Below are 17,431 nucleotides of genomic sequence, written 5' to 3'. Positions count from 1 at the left end.
CGAGGACCAGACGACGCCAGATGCCGGGCAGCGGGCGACGCCGAACGCCGAGGGCCGGGCGGCGCCGAACGCCGAGCACCGGGGCGATATCGAAGACCGAGGACCAGACGACGCCGGACGCCGGGGATCCAGGCGGCGCCGAACGCCGAGCACCGGGCGACACCGGACGCCGGGGAGCGGGCGGCGCCGGACGCCGAAGATCAGGCGGCGCCGGACGCCGAGGGCCGGGCGGTGCTGGAGCACGACGACGGGTCCGCCGTCGACGTGCCGGATCTGTTGGTGCGGTGTGCCGGGCCGGACCCGGACGACGTGAGGACGCCTCGTCCGAGCTGCTCAACCTGCTCTTCCACCAGGGCGGCTGGAGCTGCCCGGCCGCCCCGGCCAGGCTGCCCTTCCTGCTCCGCCCGGCCGCCCCGGCCAGGCTGCCCTTCCTGCTCCGCCTGGCCGCCCGGCCGGACGTGCCGAGCCGGCGCGGCCTGCTGGACCTGGCGGCCAGTCCGGCGCACGGGGCCGGGCGGGTCGCCGACCGGTCCCTGGACCCCGGCCGGCCGTCGGCGTGGGAGACGGCGCTCCCGGCGCACTCGCCCTGCTGGACGATCCCGGCCCCGCGATCCGGCGCGCCGCAGCCGACGTGGTCGGGTCCCGCACCAGCCCCGGTGAGCCGATCCTGCCCGCGCCGCTGCGCCGCCGGCGCGCGGAGGACGATCCGGTGACCCGCCTGGCCGGTTCGCGCCGGGCCGCCCGGCCGAGGGCGAGGACGAGGTCCGTCCCGGATCTCCTCGTCCTGGACGAATCCCGCCAGCCGCCGGAGCCCGGTCGCGCAGGAGACGGGGGGCCTCGTCGGCGTGGGCTCCGCACCGTCGACGCGCTGCTCACCCAGGGGTGTGCGGATCACCGGTGACCCGCACCGGCGCGGGGACGCGAGGTGGTGTGACCGTCGCGTCCCCCACCGCCGTCCCCCGCGGCTCCGCGCACGCCCTCACCCCACCGCCGTCACCCCCGCCCCCGTCGCCCCGCGCACGCCCTCACCCCGCCGTCGGCACCCCCGCCTCCGCGGCACCCGGCGTGACCGTCCCCGGTGTCCTCGTCTCCGCGGCACCCGGCATGGCCGTCCCCGGCACCCCCGCCTCCGCGGCACCCGGCGTGACCGTCCCCGGTGTCCTCGCCTCCGCGGCACCCGGCATGGCCGTCCCCGGCACCCCCGCCTCCGCGGCGCCCGGCATGGCCGTCCCCGGTGTCGTCGTCTCCGTCGGCTCGCCGCGGCCCGCGAACTGTGTGCGGTACAGCTCGGCGTACCGGCCCCGCGCCGCCAGCAGTTCCTCGTGCGTGCCGCGCTCCACGATCCGGCCGGACTCCACGACCAGGATCTGGTCGGCGGCGCGGACCGTCGACAGGCGGTGGGCGATGACCACGGCGGTACGGCCCTCCAGGGCCTCGGTGAGCGCCTCCTGGACGGCCGCCTCGGAGGTGTTGTCCAGGTGGGCGGTGGCCTCGTCCAGGATGACCACGCGCTGGCGGGCGAGCAGCAGCCGGGCGATCGTCATGCGCTGGCGCTCGCCGCCGGAGAGCCGGTAGCCGCGCTCGCCGACGACCGTGTCCAGGCCGTCGGGCAGGGACCGGACGACGTCGGCGAGGCGGGCGCGGCCGAGGGCGTCCCACAGCTCGTCGTCACCGGCGTCCGGGCGGGCCAGCAGCAGGTTGGCGCGGACGGTGTCGTGGAAGAGGTGACCGTCCTGGGTGACCATGCCGAGGGTGGCCCGCAGGGAGGCGAAGGTGAGGTCGCGGACGTCGACCCCACCGATGCGGACCGCGCCCGCGTCGACGTCGTACAGGCGCGGCAGGAGCTGGGCGATGGTCGACTTGCCGGCGCCGGAGGAGCCGACGAGGGCGACGGTCCGGCCGGGTTCGGCGCGGAAGGAGATGCCCCGCAGCACCTCGGTGCCGCCGCGGGTGTCGAGCGCGGCGACCTCCTCCAGGGAGGCGAGGGAGACCTGGTCGGCGGACGGGTAGGAGAAGCGGACGTCGTCGAACTCGACGGCGACCGGGCCGTCGGGGACCTCGTGGGCGTCCGGCCGCTCGGCGATGAGCGGCTTGAGGTCGAGCACCTCGAAGACCCGCTCGAAGCTGACGATCGCGCTCATCACCTCGACCCGGGCCCCGGCGAGCGCGGTCAGCGGGGCGTACAGCCGGGTCAGCAGCAGGGCGAGGGAGACGACCGCTCCGGGCTCCAGGGTGCCGCGCAGCGCGAACCAGCCGCCGAGGCCGTAGACGAGGGCCAGGGCGAGGGCGGAGACCAGGGTGAGGGAGGTGATGAAGACGGACTGGGCCGTCGCCGTGCGGACGCCGATGTCCCGGACCTGGGCGGCCCGCGCCGAGAACTCCGCCGACTCCTCCTCCGGGCGCCCGAACAGCTTGACCAGGGTGGCGCCGGGGGCGGAGAACCGCTCGGTCATCCGGGTGCCCATGGCCGCGTTCAGCGCCGCGGCCTCGCGCTGCATGCGGGCCATCCGGCTGCCCATGCGGCGGGCGGGCAGCACGAACACCGGCAGCAGGACCAGCGCGAGCAGGGTGATCTGCCAGGACAGGGTGAGCATCACGGCGAGCGTCAGCACCAGGGTGACCAGGTTGCTGACGACGCCGGAGAGGGTGTTGGCGAAGGCCCGCTGGGCGCCGATCACGTCGTTGTTGAGACGGCTGACCAGCGCGCCCGTACGCGTACGTGTGAAGAACGCGACGGGCATGCGCTGCACATGATCGAACACAGCCGTTCTGAGGTCGAGGATGAGTCCCTCCCCGAGCGTCGACGACAGCCGGCGGCCGAGGATGCCGAGCCCCGCCTCCGCGAGCGCCACGAGCGCGATGAGCAGGGACAGCCGGACCACCGTGCCGGAGTCGTGCCCCGCCACGATCGCGTCGACGACGCGGCCGGCGAGCACGGGTGTCGCGACGGCGAGCAGGGCGGTCACCACCCCGAGCAGCACGAACCGGGCGATGCCGGCGCGGTGCGGGCGGGCGAAGGCGGCGATGCGGCGCAGGGTGGCGCGGGCGAACGGGCGACGCTCGGACTGCGCGTTCATCACGCTGTGCAGCTGCGTCCAGGCGGTGGTTTCCATGCTCATGGAAGAGACCGTAGAACCTCAAGGTTCGTTGAGGTCAATGTCCGCGACGGTTCACCCGGTGTTGGGACGCCGGGGAGAGCCTGTGCCGATGTGACTGCCGTCCCCCTCCCCCGCCGGCGCCTCCCCGTGCGCCAGGTGCTCTGCCTGGTGCCGCTCGTGCTCGTCGCCGTGGCCGCCGTACGGCACCGCTCGGTCCTCGCCGAGGGCTTCGGCCACCTGCGCACCGCGTCCTGGCCGTGGCTGCTCGCGGCGGCCACGGCGACCTGTCTGACCTGGGTCGCCGCCGCCGTCACCCGGCAGGGCGCGGTGCTCCAGCCGCTGCCCAAGGGGCGGCTGCTGGCCACCCAGTTCGCGGCGGGCGCGGCCAACCACCTGCTGCCGACGGGGCTCGGCGCGGGCGCCGTGAACCTGCGCTTCATGACCGTGTGCGGGGTGCCGCCGGCGCGTTCCTCGGCCGCGCTCGCCCTGTATCTGCTGGCGGAGTGCGTGGGCCGGCTCGGGCTGCTGGCCGCGCTGCTGATCGCGTTCCCGGACGCGCTGCGGCTCGGCCCCCTGCTGCCGGACGGCTCGGCGCCGCCGCTGCTGCTGGGCGCGGTGGGCCTGGTGGTCGTGGCGGGGGCCGTGACGGCGCTCGTGAGGCCGCTGCGCACGCGCGTGTCCGCGTTCGCGCGGGACGCCCTGGACGAGGCCCGGTCGGTGCACACCCGGCCGGCCCGCGCCCTGGCGCTGTGGGGCGGCTCGCTGGCCTTCCCCGCGCTCCAGGCGACCGGACTCGCGGCCGTCGGGCAGGCGCTGCGGCTGCCGGTGCCGCCCGCGCACATGGTGCTGGCCTACCTCGCCGCAACGGTCGCGGTGGCCCTGGTGCCCACGCCCGGCGGGCTCGGGTCCGTGGAGGCGGCGCTGATCGTGGCCCTGGTCGCGGTGGGCGGCCCGGCCGCGGTGGCCACGGCGGTGGTGCTGGCCTACCGGATCATCACCGTGTGGCTGCCGCTGGTGCCGGGAGCGCTGACACTGGGCGCACTGGTGCGGCTGAAGGTCATCTGAGGCACAGTGGCCCTCCGAGCCGCCCCCGCCAGAAGGAGCACCCACCGTGCCGGTCCGCACAGAACGCGAGGAGTACGTCACCACGGTCGTCCTGTCCCGGCCGGAGGCCCGCAACGCGGTGGACGGTCCGACGGCCGCCGAACTGGCCGCCGCCTTCCGGGCGTTCGAGGAGGACGACAGCGCCCGGGTGGCGGTGCTGTGGGGCGAGGGCGGCACCTTCTGCGCGGGCGCGGACCTGAAGGCGATCGGCACGGAGCGCGGCAACCGGGTGGCCGAGGACGGCGACGGGCCGATGGGGCCGACGCGGATGCGGCTGTCCAAGCCGGTGATCGCGGCGGTGGCCGGGCACGCGGTCGCGGGCGGCCTGGAGCTCGCCCTGTGGTGCGATCTGCGGGTCGCGGAGGAGGACGCGGTGTTCGGGGTGTTCTGCCGCCGCTGGGGCGTGCCCCTGATCGACGGCGGCACGGTACGGCTGCCCCGGCTGATCGGCACCGGCCGGGCCCTGGACATGATCCTCACCGGCCGCCCCGTCCCGGCCCGCGAGGCGTACGAGATGGGTCTGGCGAACCGGCTGGTCCCCACCGGACACGCGCGTGCCGAGGCGGAGGCGCTGGCGGCACGGATCGCCCGCTTCCCGCAGACCTGCCTGCGCGGTGACCGGGCGTCGGTCCTGGACCAGGAGGGGCAGGACGAACAGACGGCGCTGCGCGGCGAACTGCGCCGGGGCATGGGGGTGCTGGCCGAGGGCGCGGAGGGTGCCGCCCGGTTCGCGTCGGGTGCCGGACGACACGGGTCGTTCGCGGACTGGTGAACCGCCGCTCCTCCGGCGGCCCCGCGCTCAGCGGGTGCTCACCCGCACCGCCCCGCCCTCGGGGTCGACACGGCCGTGCCAGCGGGGGTCGAGGGTCAGGGTGCGGTCGGGCAGGGCGGTGCGCGGGCGCTCGTGGTGCAGGAGGCGGCCGTCCTGGCGCACGTACAGGACCGGGCGGTGCAGCGGGACGCCGGTGCGCAGGACGTGGGGGACGGGCGGGGCGGCCGGGACGACGCGGTTCGGGGCGATCCAGCGCAGCGGCGGCTCGACGGTCACGGGTACGCCGGGGGCCGGCCAGGGCGCGCCCGCCAGGAAGTCCAGCACCGCGCCGGCCGCCCGGGCGCCCTCGCGGGCCGCCGTGCCGGCGGGCTCCACGGCGTGCAGGACGTTGCCGGCGGCGAAGACACCGGGGCGCGAGGTGTGCAGGGAGCCGGCGACGGCGGGGCCACGGGTGCCGGGGTCCAGGGTGAGGCCGCCGCGCCGGGCCAGTTCGTGGTCGGGGACGAAGTCGCCGGTGAAGACCACGGTGTCACACGGGAGTACGGCCGTACGGCCGTCCCGGTGGCGGACGCGGACGCCGGACAGGCGTCCGCGGCCCAGGAGTTCGGTGACGGTGGTGCCGGTCAGCAGCGGGACGCCGTGGCGCAGCCGGGCCGCCCCGGCGCGGGCACGGCCGGTCTGGGCGCGCGGGTGTTCCATGACGAGGGCGACGACCTCGGCGCCGCCCGCGCGGACGGTGTCCGCCGCCGCGTAGGAGACGTCCGCCGCGCCGACGACGACCGCGCGGGTGCCGATGTGCTGCCCGAACAGGTGGACCGCCTGCTGGAGTTCGCCGGTGGTGAAGACGCCGGCGGGGCGGGTGCCGGGCACCAGCCGGGCGGGGCGGGGGCGCTCGCGGGCGCCGGTGGCGAGGACGATGGCCCGTGCCGTGACGGACTCCGGTCCGCCGGGGCCGACGGCGGTGAGCCGGGGTCCGGTCGGCGCCCAGTCCAGTGCCGTCACGCCGGTCCGGACGGTGGCGCCCGCACGCTCGGCGGCCTCGGTGAGCAGCCGTGCGTACCCGGGGCCGGTCAGCGGGTGCGTCCAGGTGCCGAAGCCGCCGTGCGCGCAGTGCCGGGGCACTCCGCCGGGCCGCGCCTCCCGCTCCAGCACCTCCACGTGCCCGGCCCCGGCGGCGGCCAGCCGCGCGGCGGCGGCGAGCCCGGCGGGACCGGCGCCGACGACGAGGACGTCCACGTGACGCGGGGCCGTCATGGTCTCGTCCCCCGCTCGAACAGCTCCCGTACCGCCGCGCCGCAGTAGAACCCCTGGCAGCGGCCGGCCCGGGCGCGGGTGCGGCGGCGCAGGCCCTCCAGGCTGCGGGGCGGGACCGTACTGGCGAGGGCGTCGCGGATCTCCCCGCGGGAGACGCGCTCGCAGTGGCAGACGAGGGTGCCGTACTCGGGGTCGGCGGCGATGAGGTCGGGCCGCTGGTAGGGGCGGGGGAAGGCCTCGCCGAGGTTGGGCATGGTCACCGGCTCCGGTTCCCGTAGCGGGCCGAGGTCGAGGCCGCCGTCGGCCAGCAGGCCGGTGACGTGGGCGGCGATGGCCAGGGACGCGGTCAGGCCGGTGGAGCGGATGCCGCCGACGGTGACGTATGCCTGTCCGGGGTGCGCGGTGATGCGGTAGTCCTCGTGCCCGGTGGCCGCGCGCAGCCCGGCGTAGACGGCGGTGACCTCCTCCTCCAGCAGGGCGGGCAGCACACGGCGGCCCTTGTCCCGCAGCGCGGCCAGCCCGTCGTCGGTGGATCCGGTGGCCCGTTTGTCGCGCAGGTCCTCGGCGGTGGGGCCGAGCAGGACGTTGCCGTGAACGGTGGGCGCGACCAGGACGCCCTTGCCGAGCGCGGTCGGCACGGGGAGGAGGATGTGCCGGACGAGGGGGCGGGCGAGCTTGTCGTAGACCAGGAGCTGGCCGCGGCGCGGGGTGACGGTGAAGTCCTCGTGGCCGAGCGCGCGGTCCAGGGTGTCGGCGTGCAGTCCGGCCGCGTTCACCAGGTGGCGGGCGCGCAGGGTGCCCCGGCTGGTGGTCAGCAGGTGACCGTCCGACGGACTCACCTCGCGCACGGCGGTGTTGAGGTGCAGATCGGCGCCGGCGCGGACCGCCTGGGTGGCGTACGCGAGGGTCGTCGTCCAGGGGCAGATGATGCTCTCGCCGGGGATGTGCAGGGCGCCGAGCGCGCCGGGGCCGAGGCGGGGTTCGCGGGCGTACAGCTCCCCGGGGCCCAGCAGGGCGGTGTCGTGGCAGGCGTTGCGCTCGGCCTTCTCGGCCAGCCGGGGCAGCGCGGCGAGCTGTTCCTCGTCCCACGCGACCAGCAGCGCGCCGACCCGCTCGACGGGGATGCCGGTCTCGGCGGCGTAGGCGCCGAGGCGGGCGTACCCCTCGCGGACCAGGCGGGCCTCCAGGGTGCCGGGGGTCGCGTCGAAACCGGTGTGCAGGATCGCGGTGTTGGCCTTGGAGGTGCCCTGGCCGACGTCGTCCTGGGCCTCGACCAGGGCGATGCGCAGCCGGGGCCGGCGGGCGAGTTCGCGGGCGATGGCGCAGCCGACGACACCGGCGCCGACGATCGCCACGTCGTACGGCGTCGTGGGCAGCGGCCCGGCCGCGGTGACGGTCACGCGCCGAGGAGGGCCGCGACGGCGGCGCGGAAGCCGGCGCGACGTTCGGCGGCCTGGTCGGCCGGGATGCGGGGCTCGTACACGGCGGCGGGTTTCCCGTCGGGCAGGGCGTCCGCGACGCTGAGGCCGGGGTCCGCGCCGAGGCGGGCGAGGGCGGCGGCGCCGAGCGCGGTGGCGTCGGCCAGCGCGGACACTTCGACGGGGCGTTGCAGCAGGTCGGCCTGGGTCTGCATGAGGAGCGCGGAGCGGGTGAGGCCGCCGTCGACGCGGAGCGTGGTCAGGGGGGCGCCCAGGTCGCGGGCGGCGGCCTCGGCGAGTTCGGCGACCTGGGCGGCGATGCCCTCGCACAGGGCGCGCACCAGGTGGCCGGCGGTGGTGTCGAGGCCGAGGCCGGTGAGGGAGCCGCGCAGGTCGCCGCGCCACCAGGGGGCGGCGAGTCCGGCGAGGGCCGGGACGAAGGTGACCCCGCCGCTGTCGGGGACGGTGCCGCCGACCGGGTCGAGGTCGGCGGCGCAGGAGAGGACGCCGAGGTCGGTGAGCCAGCGGACGGCGGAGGCGGCGGTGTAGACCTGGCCGTCCAGGCAGTAGCCGGTGTGTCCGGCGAGCCGCCAGGCCACGCAGCTCACCAGGCCGGAGTCCCCGCGCCGGGGGCGGTCGCCGGTGGGGGCGAGCAGGAACGCGCCGGTGCCGTAGGTGCACTTGGCGGCGCCGGGCCCGGTGACGCGCTGGGCGAGCAGCGCGGCCTGCTGGTCGACGATCAGTGCGGTGAGCGGGATCTCCGGGCCGAACGCGCGTGTGGTGCCGACCGGTTGCGCGGTGTCGGTGACCTCGGGGAGGCGTTCGCCGGCCAGGCCGTAGAGGTCGAGGGCGCGCGGGGACCACTCGGCGCGGTCCAGGTCGAGCAGCTGGGTACGGCCGGCGGTGGCGGCGTCGGTGACGAAGGCGCCGGTGAGGCGGTGGACCAGCCAGGCGTCGGAGGTGGTGACGACGCCGTCGCGGGTGAGGTGGCGACGGATCCAGGCCATCTTCGGTGCGGCGAAGTACGGATCGAGGGGCAGGCCGGTCAGCTCCCGCAACTCTTCCGCGCAAGCGGTGAGTTCGGCGCAGACGGTCTCGGCCCGGCGGTCCTGCCACACCAGGGCGTCGGTCAGCGGGCGGCCGGTGTCCGGGTCCCAGGCGAGGACGGTCTCGCCCTGGTTGGCGAGGCCGAACGCGACGACGTCCTCACCGGCCTCGGCGAGCGCGCGCCGGCCTGCCTCCACCACCGAGTCGTACAGCCGCGCCGGGTCCACCTCGACCAGGCCGCCGGGCAGATGACGGGGGCGCACCTCCGCGAAACCGGTGCCGAGGACACCGCGTTCGGGGCAGACCACGAGCGCCTTGGTGCCGGACGTGCCCTGGTCGACGGCGAGCACCGGCCCGGTCATCGCACGCCCTCCGCGTAAGCGCGTCCGGCGCCCCGCGTCCGCGTCCGACCCACGCCCCCCGCTCCGGCCCTGAAGATCACCGCGCCAGCCTGCCGCCGCCGCGGCCCCGGAGTCAAGGTCTTCCGCTCGCCGGTCAACTCGCCCCGCGATTTGTTGATTTGGCAACAATGGTACGGCGGAACCCGCGCCTCTATAGTGACCGCCGACCACACGAGACATCTTCATCACCGCCCAGGGGAGGGCTGTTGCAACGTCACCCCGCCACCTCGCCCGTGCGCCCGTGGCCGGGGGCCGACGGCTGATGGCCAGAGACGGAGCCCGCCCCTCCTACGACCCCGCCGGTCCCGACCACGCGCTGCGCGCCGCCCTCCAGGACCTGCGCACCGGCCGCTGGATGGCCATGCGGACGCTGCTCGCGGAGACCACGCCGTGGTGGCGGTGGACCCAGCGCACCCAGGTGCTGGCGGCTGCCGCGGCCGGCAGCGACGTGGTGCGGGCCTGGCTCACCGAGGAGCCGGACAGCGCGCACGCGGTGGTGATGCACGCCCGTGTCGGCGTCGAGCGCGCGCTGCGGGCCCGGCGGGAACGGCACCGCCGTACCCATGAGCTGTGGATCGAGGCGTGGGACGCCGCCCAGACGGCGACCGTGGCCGCACCGCAGGACCCGGTGCCCTGGGTGTGTCTGCTGGCGCTGGCCCAGTTCGACCCGGAGCAGCGCTGGGAGGAGCACCGGGCCGCCGCGCCGGAGCCGATGCTGCCGCCGGGCCCCTGGGGGCTGCTGGCCGAGGCCGGCAAGCGCGACCCGTTCAACCGCGAGGCCCACCACCGGATGCTCCAGTTCCTGTACGCGCGCGGCGGTTCGGGACGGCTCGCGGAGGCCGCCGGGTACGCGCAGTGGGCCGCCGGCCAGGCCCCGCCCGGCTCGGCGCTGCACCTGCTGCCGCTGTACGTCCGGGTCGAGCGCTACCGCCGGGACAGCGGGCACGACGCGGCGCTGGACCTGCACTGGGTGGTGGAGGAGGCGGACCGGGAGGCGCGGCGCGCGCTGCACTCCTGGTTCGAGCGGACGGTGCCCGCCGAACGTGCGCTGCCGGACCTCAACCATCTGGCCCACGCGCTGTGGGGTGCCCTGCGATTCGCCGACGCGGCGAAGGTGTTCGAGGCGATCGGCCCCTACTTCACCCCGCCGCCCTGGATGTACCGCACGCCGGACCGGGACCGGGCCGTGGAGGTCTTCGTACAGGCCCGGGACCGCTGCCGGGCCGCCGCGGAGGGCTCCCGCTCCTGAACACCGCGCCCGCACCCCGCTCCTGAACAGCCGTCCTCCGCAGCGCCAGGAACAGCCCCGCACCGCCCCCTGAACGACCCCGTTGCACGTGCCCGTCCGACAACCGTTGATCCAGGAGGTCCCCGCGTGTCCCCCACCCCCGGTCCCTCGCCCGCCCCCTCGCCCGGCCTGCCGCAGCAGGACGAGGAGCAGCGGCTGCGGGAACTCGGCTACCGCCCGGTGCTGGCCCGCCGCATGGGCGGCTTCGGCAACTTCGCGATCAGCTTCTCGGTGATCTCGATCCTGTCCGGCTGCATGACCCTGTACGGCTTCGGCCTGAACACCGGCGGCCCCGCCGTGATGCTGTGGGGCTGGGCGGGCGTCGGCCTGTTCGTGCTGTGCGTCGGGCTCGCGCTCGCCGAGGTCACCAGCGCCTACCCGACCTCCGGCGCCCTGTACTACATGGCCGACCGGCTCGGCGGCCGGCGCTGGGGCTGGTACACCGGCTGGCTGAACCTGCTCGGCCTGCTCGGCGCGATCGCCGGCATCGACTACGGCGCCGCCCTGTTCACCGGCGCGTTCGCCAACCTCCAGTGGGGCTTCACGCCCACGCCCGGCCGGACCATGCTGATCTTCTGCGCGATCCTGCTGCTGCACGCGGTGCTGAACCTGTTCGGCGTGCGCCTGGTCAGCCTGCTCAACTCGGTCAGCGTGTGGTGGCACCTGGCGGGCGTGGCGCTGATCGTCGGCGCACTGGTGATCGTCCCCGACCACCACCAGTCGGCGTCCTTCGTGTTCACGAAGTTCGTCAACGAGACCGGCTGGGACAACCCGCTGTACGTCGCCGCGATCGGCCTGCTCCTCGCGCAGTACACCTTCTCCGGCTACGACGCCTCCGCCCACCTGTCGGAGGAGACCTCGCACGCCTCGGTGGCCGCCTCCCGCGGCATCGTCCGCGCCATCTGGGTGTCCTGGCTGGCCGGTTTCGTGCTGCTCGCCGGTCTCACCTTCGCCATCCAGGACTACGACGCCACGCGCACCACCGGCACCGGCGTACCGCCCGCCCAGATCATGCTGGACGGCCTCGGCACCGACGGCGCGAGCGCCCTGCTCCTCGTGGTCGTCATCGCCCAGCTGTTCTGCGGCAACGCCGAGGTCGCCGCGGCCAGCCGGATGGTCTTCGCGTTCAGCCGGGACGGCGCGCTGCCCGGCTCGCACCTGTGGCGCAAGGTCAGCGGACGCACCCAGACGCCGGTCGCCGCCGTCTGGCTGTCCGTCGTGGTCGCCTGTGTCCTCGCCCTGCCGTCGCTGTACTCGGCGACGGCGTACAACGCGGTGACCGCCATCAACGTCATCGGCATCACCCCGGCCTACGCCATCCCCGTCTTCCTGCGGCTGCGCGCGGGCGACCGCTTCCAGCCGGGTCCGTGGCAACTGGGCCGCTGGAGCAGGCCGGTCGGCTGGATCGCGGTCGTGTGGGTGGCGTGCGTGACGGTCCTGTTCTGCCTGCCGCAGGCGTCGCCGGTCACGGTCGACACGATGAACTACGCCTCCGTCGCCCTCGCGGTGGTCCTCGTCCTGGCCAGCGTCTGGTGGTACGTCGCCCGCCGGTCGTACGGCACCCCCACCACCGCCGCGTACGGCAGCGACCGCGACCAGGCGGACCTCGCGGAGGGCATCGTCTGAGCCGGCTGCCCGCGGAGCGCCGGTCCCGGTACGAACCGGTGTACCGGATGCGGCAGGATGAACGAACGCGCCGGTCACCGGAGTTCCTCCGGCCGGCGCGGTCGCACATCCCGGACATCGAGCAGGTGACAACGTGACGAGACTTCACAGACGGCTCTCCGCAGCGGCCGCACGCCCCGGAGGTGACCGGTGAACCGCGCGCTGACCCTGGACGACCTCGTCCTCGCCGGCATCGCCCTGGCGGCGGGCCTGGTGCTCGCCTTCATGTCGCGCACCCTGCTGCGCTGGCTCGCGAAGCACGCCAAGCGGACCCGCTGGAGCGGCGACGACGTCATCGTGGACGCGCTGCGCTCGGTCGTGCCCTGGGCGGCGATCGCGGGCGGCGCGGCGACGGCAGCGGCCGTCCTGCCGCTCACCCGGACCGTCCAGCACCACGTGAACCAGGCGCTCGAGGTCTGGCTGATCGTCGTGGTGACGTTCTCCGCGGCCCGGGTGATCGCCGGCCTGGTCCGTTCGGTGACCCAGTCCCGCTCCGGGGTCGCGGGCTCGGCGACCATCTTCGTCAACATCACCCGCGTCCTGGTCCTGGCGATCGGCTTCCTGGTCGTCCTCCAGACCCTGGGCATCTCCATAGCGCCCCTGCTCACCGCCCTGGGAGTCGGCGGTCTGGCGGTCGCCCTGGCGCTCCAGGACACGCTCGCCAACCTCTTCGCGGGCATCCACATCCTCGCCTCCAAGACCGTCCAGCCGGGCGACTACATCCGGCTGAGCAGCGGCGAGGAGGGCTATGTGGTGGACATCAACTGGCGCCAGACGACGGTCCGCCAGCTCTCCAACAACCTGGTGGTCATCCCCAACGGCCAGCTCGCCAAGGCCAACATGACCAACTTCACGCAGCCCGAGCAGGAGCTGACCGTGCTGGTGCAGGCCGGGGTGAGCTACGACTCCGACCTGGAGCACGTCGAGCGGGTGACCGCCGAGGTGGTCACGGAGGTCATGACGGACGTCTCGGGCGCCGTACCGGAGCACGAGCCCGCCATCCGCTTCCACACCTTCGGCGACTCCCGGATCGGCTTCACGGTGATCCTCGGCGTCGGCGAGTTCAGCGACCAGTACCGGATCAAGCACGAGTTCATCAAGCGCCTGCACCGCCGCTACCGCGAGGAGGGCATCAGCATCCCGGCCCCCGCCCGTACGGTCTCGCTCCAGCAGGGCTCGGCGGTGATCCCGCAGCAGCGCAGCGCGGAGGGCGCGGTGCCGGAAGCGCAGGCCACGGAGCAGCGCTGAGGGCGCGATGCCGGAACCGCAGGCCACGGAGCAGCCCGGCCGTGAGGTCCCGACCGGCACGTATGCTCGAAGCAGCATGACCACGCCGGCCCCGGACCCCCGTACGCTCGACCGGCGGCTGGACGCCCTCGCGCGCCAGCCGTTCCGGGCGAAGTTCCACCTGCGCGGCCGGGACCGGGCGACCGCCGCCCTGAAGGGACCGGCGACCCTGCGGTGGCACGCGTACGACCTGATCGCGAAGCGGCTGGCGCCGGCCGAGCCGTACAAGGACGGCCGGCAGACGCCGTACCGCGGCCACCCGGTGTTCGTGGCCCAGCACGCGACCGCCACCTGCTGCCGGGGCTGCCTGGAGCGCTGGCACGGCATCCCCAAGGGACGCGCGCTGACCCGTGTCGAGCACGCGTACGTGGTGGAGGTGATCAGCCGCTGGATCGCGCGCGAGATGGCGGACGGCGCATTTTCCGGCCAGGACCCCTGTCGAGCCGACCCCGGGCACGAGATATCTTGATGTCGAGCAATGTTGCAGACGTGGAGCGGAGCACCCGGTGACTGACTCGACCATCATCTACACCTACACAGACGAGGCCCCGGCCCTGGCGACGCATTCGTTCCTGCCGGTGATCCAGGCGTACGCCTCGCAGGCCGGTGTGCCCGTGGAGACGCGTGACATCTCGCTGGCCGGGCGCATCATCGCCGTCTTCCCGGAGTACCTGAACGAGGACCAGCGCATCCCCGACGCGCTGACCGAGCTGGGCGAGCTGGCCAAGACCCCCGCGGCCAACATCATCAAGCTGCCGAACATCTCGGCGTCCATCCCGCAGCTGAAGGCCGCCGTCGCCGAGCTCCAGGGCAAGGGCTACGCGCTGCCGGACTACCCGGACGACCCCAAGACCGACGAGGAGCGCGAGATCCGCGCCCGCTACGACAAGGTCAAGGGCTCCGCCGTCAACCCGGTGCTGCGTGAGGGCAACTCCGACCGCCGTGCCCCGGCCTCGGTGAAGAACTACGCCAAGACCCACCCGCACCGCATGGGCGCCTGGACCGGCGAGTCCAAGACCAACGTGGCGACCATGGGCGAGAACGACTTCCGCTCCACCGAGAAGTCCGTCGTCGTCTCCGGGGACGGCGCCCTGAAGATCGAGCTGGTCGGCGCGGACGGCACCACCACCGTCCTGAAGGAGTCCGTGCCGGTCCTCGCGGGCGAGGTCGTCGACGCGTCCGTCATGCGCGTCGCCGAGCTGAACTCGTTCCTGGCCGCGCAGGTCGCCCGCGCCAAGCAGGAGGACGTCCTGTTCTCCGTGCACCTGAAGGCCACGATGATGAAGGTCTCCGACCCGATCATCTTCGGTCACGTGGTGCGCACCTTCTTCCCGAAGACGTTCGCGCAGTACGGCGAGACCCTCAAGGCGGCCGGCCTCACCCCGAACGACGGCCTCGGCGGCATCCTGAAGGGCCTGGAGAACCTGCCCGAGGGCGCCGAGATCAAGGCCTCCTTCGAGGCCGAGATCGCCGAGGGCCCCGCCCTGGCCATGGTCGACTCGGACAAGGGCATCACCAACCTGCACGTGCCCTCCGACGTCATCATCGACGCCTCCATGCCGGCCATGATCCGCACCTCCGGCCACATGTGGGGCCCGGACGGCCAGGAGCACGACGCCCTCGCCGTCATCCCGGACTCCTCCTACGCCGGTGTCTACCAGGCCGTCATCGAGGACTGCCGGGCCAACGGCGCCTACGACCCGTCGACCATGGGCTCGGTCCCGAACGTCGGCCTGATGGCGCAGAAGGCCGAGGAGTACGGCTCCCACGACAAGACCTTCGAGATCCCGGCCGCCGGCACGGTCCGGCTGACCGACCAGGCCGGCAACGTGCTGATCGAGCAGCCGGTCGCGCAGGGCGACATCTTCCGCGCCTGCCAGACCAAGGACGACCCGATCCGCGACTGGGTGAAGCTGGCCGTCACCCGCGCCCGTGCCACCGGCGACCCGGCCGTGTTCTGGCTGGACGAGACGCGCGCCCACGACGCGCAGCTGATCGCCAAGGTCAAGCAGTACCTGCCGGAGCACGACACCGAGGGCCTGGACATCCGCATCCTGTCCCCGGTCGAGGCCACCAAGCTGTCGGTGGAGCGCATCCGCCGCGGCGAGAACACCATCTCGGTGACCGGCAACGTGCTGCGTGACTACCTGACCGACCTCTTCCCCATCCTGGAGCTGGGCACCAGCGCCAAGATGCTGTCGGTCGTCCCGCTGATGGCGGGCGGCGGCCTGTTCGAGACGGGCGCCGGCGGCTCCGCGCCGAAGCACGTCCAGCAGCTCGTCAAGGAGAACTACCTGCGCTGGGACTCCCTCGGCGAGTTCTTCGCCCTGGTGCCGTCCTTCGAGCAGTACGCGGCGGCCACGGGCAACACCCGCGCCAAGGTCCTCGCCGACACCCTGGACCGCGCCACGGCGACCTTCCTCAACGAGGACAAGTCCCCGACCCGGCGCGTCGGCGGCATCGACAACCGCGGCAGCCACTTCTACCTGTCCCTGTACTGGGCTCAGGAGCTGGCCGGGCAGACCGAGGACGCCGACCTCGCGAAGGCGTTCGCGCCGCTCGCCGAGACCCTCGCCGCGAACGAGCGGAAGATCGTCGAGGAGCTGAACGCGGTCCAGGGCTCCCCGGCCGACATCGGCGGCTACTACCAGGTCGACAAGGCCAAGGCGGACGCGGTCATGCGGCCGTCGGCCACCTGGAACGAGGCGCTGGCATCCCTCGGCTAGTGACCTGGTGCCTGCGGCGGCCGAGCTGGCGCCGCGGCACCTGAGCCGTCGAGATGACGTGCCCTCCGCCCCGGCCGGGACCCCCGGCCGGGGCGGCGGCGTGCGGGGCGGGGGCCGTTGTCAGTGCCGTATGGCACCTTGATCGTGCACGCCCCCAACAGCTCAGGAGCAGCCGGTGTCCCAGACCGTCCCCTCGTTCGACCTCCTCCCCGGTGCCGCCGACTCGCCGGTACTGCTGCACGTGCCGCATTCCTCGCGGGCGATACCGGAGGACGTGCGCGCCGGCATCGTGCTGGACGACGCCGGGCTGGAGCGGGAGCTGGACCACATCACGGACGCGCACACCGCCCGGATCGCCGAGGAGGCCGCCGCGCTCGCCGGGCTGCGGCCCTGGCGGTTCGTGAACCGGCTGTCGCGACTGGTGGTGGACCCCGAGCGGTTCCCGGACGAGCGGGAGGAAATGCTCGCCGTGGGCATGGGCGCCGTGTACACGCGGACCACCCACAAGGGCGAGCTGCGGCCCGCGGACACCGACCCGGAGCCGCTGGTCGCCCGCTATTTCCGCCCGTACGCCGCGGCCATGTCGGAGGCGGTGGCCGGCCGGCTGGCCGCGACCGGGCGCGCGGTGATCATCGACGTGCACTCGTATCCGGCCCGGCCGCTCCCGTACGAGCTGCACGGCAGCGGGCCGCGCCCGCCGGTGTGCCTGGGCACGGACGCCTTCCACACCCCGCCGGAGCTGACCGAGGCCGCCCGCAAGGCGTTCGCCGGCTGCGGTGAGACGGGCCTGGACAGCCCGTTCGCCGGGACGTACGTGCCGCTGGAGTTCTACGGCACGGACGCCCGGGTCGGCGCGCTGATGGTGGAGATCCGGCGGGACACGTACATGACGGAACCGGGCGGCCCGGCCGGCCCCGGCCTGCACCGCCTCGCCACGGCACTGGCGGCACTCGTCGACGCGGTGTAGCCCACCGGCCGCAGCAGCGCCGGGACCAGGGCGACACACAAGGTGGCGGACGGCTTCCGGGGCCAGGCGGACACGGTCTCCGACCGGCGGGTGAGCGCCGTCCGACCGCCGCCGCGGCCCCGGCCGGGCACCCGGTGCGCCCGCCCGGCACGCCTCGCCCCAGGACCCGGCACTCGAGCACGCCTCGCCCAGCCACCCAGCCGGTACACGGCTCGCCCCGGAGCCCGCCTCGCCCAGCCCCCGGCCCCCGGCAACCCCCACCCAACCAGGGGCGGGCACACGGCTCGCCCGCCCGGTACACCTCGCCCAGGGCCCGGCACCCGACCCGCCTCGCCCACCCCCCAGCCGGCACACGGCTCGCCCCGGGGCCCGGCTCGCCCAGCCCCCGGCCCGGCTCACGACTC

13 protein-coding genes are annotated in these 17,431 nt (G+C 74.7%); 9 read left to right on the top strand and 4 right to left on the bottom strand.

The window, feature by feature from the left end; all coding sequences use genetic code 11:
- Nucleotides 1–284: 284 nt before the first annotated feature.
- Complete coding sequence (locus tag IE273_RS35130) at nucleotides 285–713, top strand: hypothetical protein (RefSeq protein WP_189819175.1); 429 nt, start codon at nucleotides 285–287, stop codon at nucleotides 711–713.
- Nucleotides 714–1,025: 312 nt separating this feature from the next.
- Here the strand turns inward: IE273_RS35130 and IE273_RS35125 are convergent, their stop codons facing one another.
- Entirely contained in the window at nucleotides 1,026–3,113 is a 2,088-nt protein-coding gene (locus IE273_RS35125) for an ABC transporter ATP-binding protein (protein ID WP_229887851.1), read from the bottom strand.
- A gap of 96 nt (nucleotides 3,114–3,209) precedes the next feature.
- On the opposite strand from IE273_RS35125, the gene IE273_RS35120 reads away from it, so the two are divergent.
- Both IE273_RS35120 and IE273_RS35115 read left to right on the top strand, forming a co-directional pair.
- A complete protein-coding gene (locus IE273_RS35120; protein WP_189819174.1) occupies nucleotides 3,210–4,163 on the top strand; it encodes a lysylphosphatidylglycerol synthase transmembrane domain-containing protein in 954 nt (317 codons plus the stop codon).
- A gap of 46 nt (nucleotides 4,164–4,209) precedes the next feature.
- Nucleotides 4,210–4,974 carry a crotonase/enoyl-CoA hydratase family protein gene (locus IE273_RS35115; RefSeq protein ID WP_189819173.1) on the top strand — a complete coding sequence of 255 codons (765 nt, stop codon included), beginning with the start codon at nucleotides 4,210–4,212 and terminating at the stop codon, nucleotides 4,972–4,974.
- A 27-nt stretch (nucleotides 4,975–5,001) separates the two neighbouring features.
- Here IE273_RS35115 and IE273_RS35110 read toward each other — a convergent pair whose 3' ends face one another.
- Genes IE273_RS35110 through IE273_RS35100 form a run of 3 tightly spaced genes read right to left on the bottom strand, consistent with a single transcriptional unit; the run spans nucleotide 5,002 to nucleotide 9,055 of the window.
- On the bottom strand, nucleotides 5,002–6,228 hold the full coding sequence (locus IE273_RS35110; protein ID WP_189819172.1) for an NAD(P)/FAD-dependent oxidoreductase: 1,227 nt from the start codon (nucleotides 6,226–6,228) through the stop codon (nucleotides 5,002–5,004).
- Nucleotides 6,225–7,628: an FAD-dependent oxidoreductase gene (locus IE273_RS35105; protein WP_189819171.1), complete on the bottom strand. Its 1,404-nt coding sequence runs from the start codon at nucleotides 7,626–7,628 to the stop codon at nucleotides 6,225–6,227. The genes IE273_RS35110 and IE273_RS35105 overlap by 4 nt, the downstream gene beginning before the upstream one ends.
- Complete coding sequence (locus IE273_RS35100) at nucleotides 7,625–9,055, bottom strand: FGGY family carbohydrate kinase (protein WP_189819170.1); 1,431 nt, start codon at nucleotides 9,053–9,055, stop codon at nucleotides 7,625–7,627. Before IE273_RS35100 ends, IE273_RS35105 begins: the two co-directional genes overlap by 4 nt.
- 301 nt (nucleotides 9,056–9,356) lie before the next feature.
- Here IE273_RS35100 and IE273_RS35095 point away from each other — a divergent pair, with 301 nt between their 5' ends.
- From IE273_RS35095 to IE273_RS35070, 6 genes are all read left to right on the top strand, one after another.
- On the top strand, nucleotides 9,357–10,343 hold the full coding sequence (locus tag IE273_RS35095) for a hypothetical protein (protein ID WP_189819169.1): 987 nt from the start codon (nucleotides 9,357–9,359) through the stop codon (nucleotides 10,341–10,343).
- A 126-nt stretch (nucleotides 10,344–10,469) separates the two neighbouring features.
- The gene (locus IE273_RS35090) at nucleotides 10,470–12,008 is read left to right on the top strand and encodes an amino acid permease (protein WP_189819168.1); all 1,539 of its coding nucleotides are present in this window, start codon (nucleotides 10,470–10,472) and stop codon (nucleotides 12,006–12,008) included.
- Nucleotides 12,009–12,197: 189 nt separating this feature from the next.
- Entirely contained in the window at nucleotides 12,198–13,295 is a 1,098-nt protein-coding gene (locus IE273_RS35085) for a mechanosensitive ion channel family protein (RefSeq protein ID WP_189819167.1), read from the top strand.
- 76 nt (nucleotides 13,296–13,371) lie between these two features.
- Nucleotides 13,372–13,803, top strand: coding sequence for a DUF4186 domain-containing protein (locus tag IE273_RS35080; protein ID WP_189819166.1), 432 nt, complete (start codon nucleotides 13,372–13,374; stop codon nucleotides 13,801–13,803).
- 37 nt (nucleotides 13,804–13,840) lie between these two features.
- On the top strand, nucleotides 13,841–16,060 hold the full coding sequence (locus IE273_RS35075) for an NADP-dependent isocitrate dehydrogenase (protein WP_189819165.1): 2,220 nt from the start codon (nucleotides 13,841–13,843) through the stop codon (nucleotides 16,058–16,060).
- Nucleotides 16,061–16,235: 175 nt separating this feature from the next.
- Nucleotides 16,236–17,027 carry an N-formylglutamate amidohydrolase gene (locus IE273_RS35070; RefSeq protein WP_189819164.1) on the top strand — a complete coding sequence of 264 codons (792 nt, stop codon included), beginning with the start codon at nucleotides 16,236–16,238 and terminating at the stop codon, nucleotides 17,025–17,027.
- The last annotated feature ends 404 nt before the right edge of the window (nucleotides 17,028–17,431 follow it).

The sequence above is a fragment of the Streptomyces olivaceoviridis genome (assembly GCF_014650115.1).
Lineage (GTDB): Bacteria > Actinomycetota > Actinomycetes > Streptomycetales > Streptomycetaceae > Streptomyces > Streptomyces olivaceoviridis.
Note: the sequence above shows the minus strand (reverse complement) of the source record. Positions and strands in the feature narration are given on the sequence as shown.

Excerpts from the sequence above, each read along its gene's own strand:
- IE273_RS35095 (WP_189819169.1), top strand. The coding sequence starts at position 9,357 with ATGGCCAGAGACGGAGCCCGCCCCTCCTACGACCCCGCCGGTCCCGAC.
- IE273_RS35125 (WP_229887851.1), bottom strand. The coding sequence starts at position 3,113 with ATGGAAACCACCGCCTGGACGCAGCTGCACAGCGTGATGAACGCGCAG.
- IE273_RS35100 (WP_189819170.1), bottom strand. The coding sequence starts at position 9,055 with ATGACCGGGCCGGTGCTCGCCGTCGACCAGGGCACGTCCGGCACCAAG.
- IE273_RS35080 (WP_189819166.1), top strand. The coding sequence starts at position 13,372 with ATGACCACGCCGGCCCCGGACCCCCGTACGCTCGACCGGCGGCTGGAC.
- IE273_RS35110 (WP_189819172.1), bottom strand. The coding sequence starts at position 6,228 with ATGACGGCCCCGCGTCACGTGGACGTCCTCGTCGTCGGCGCCGGTCCC.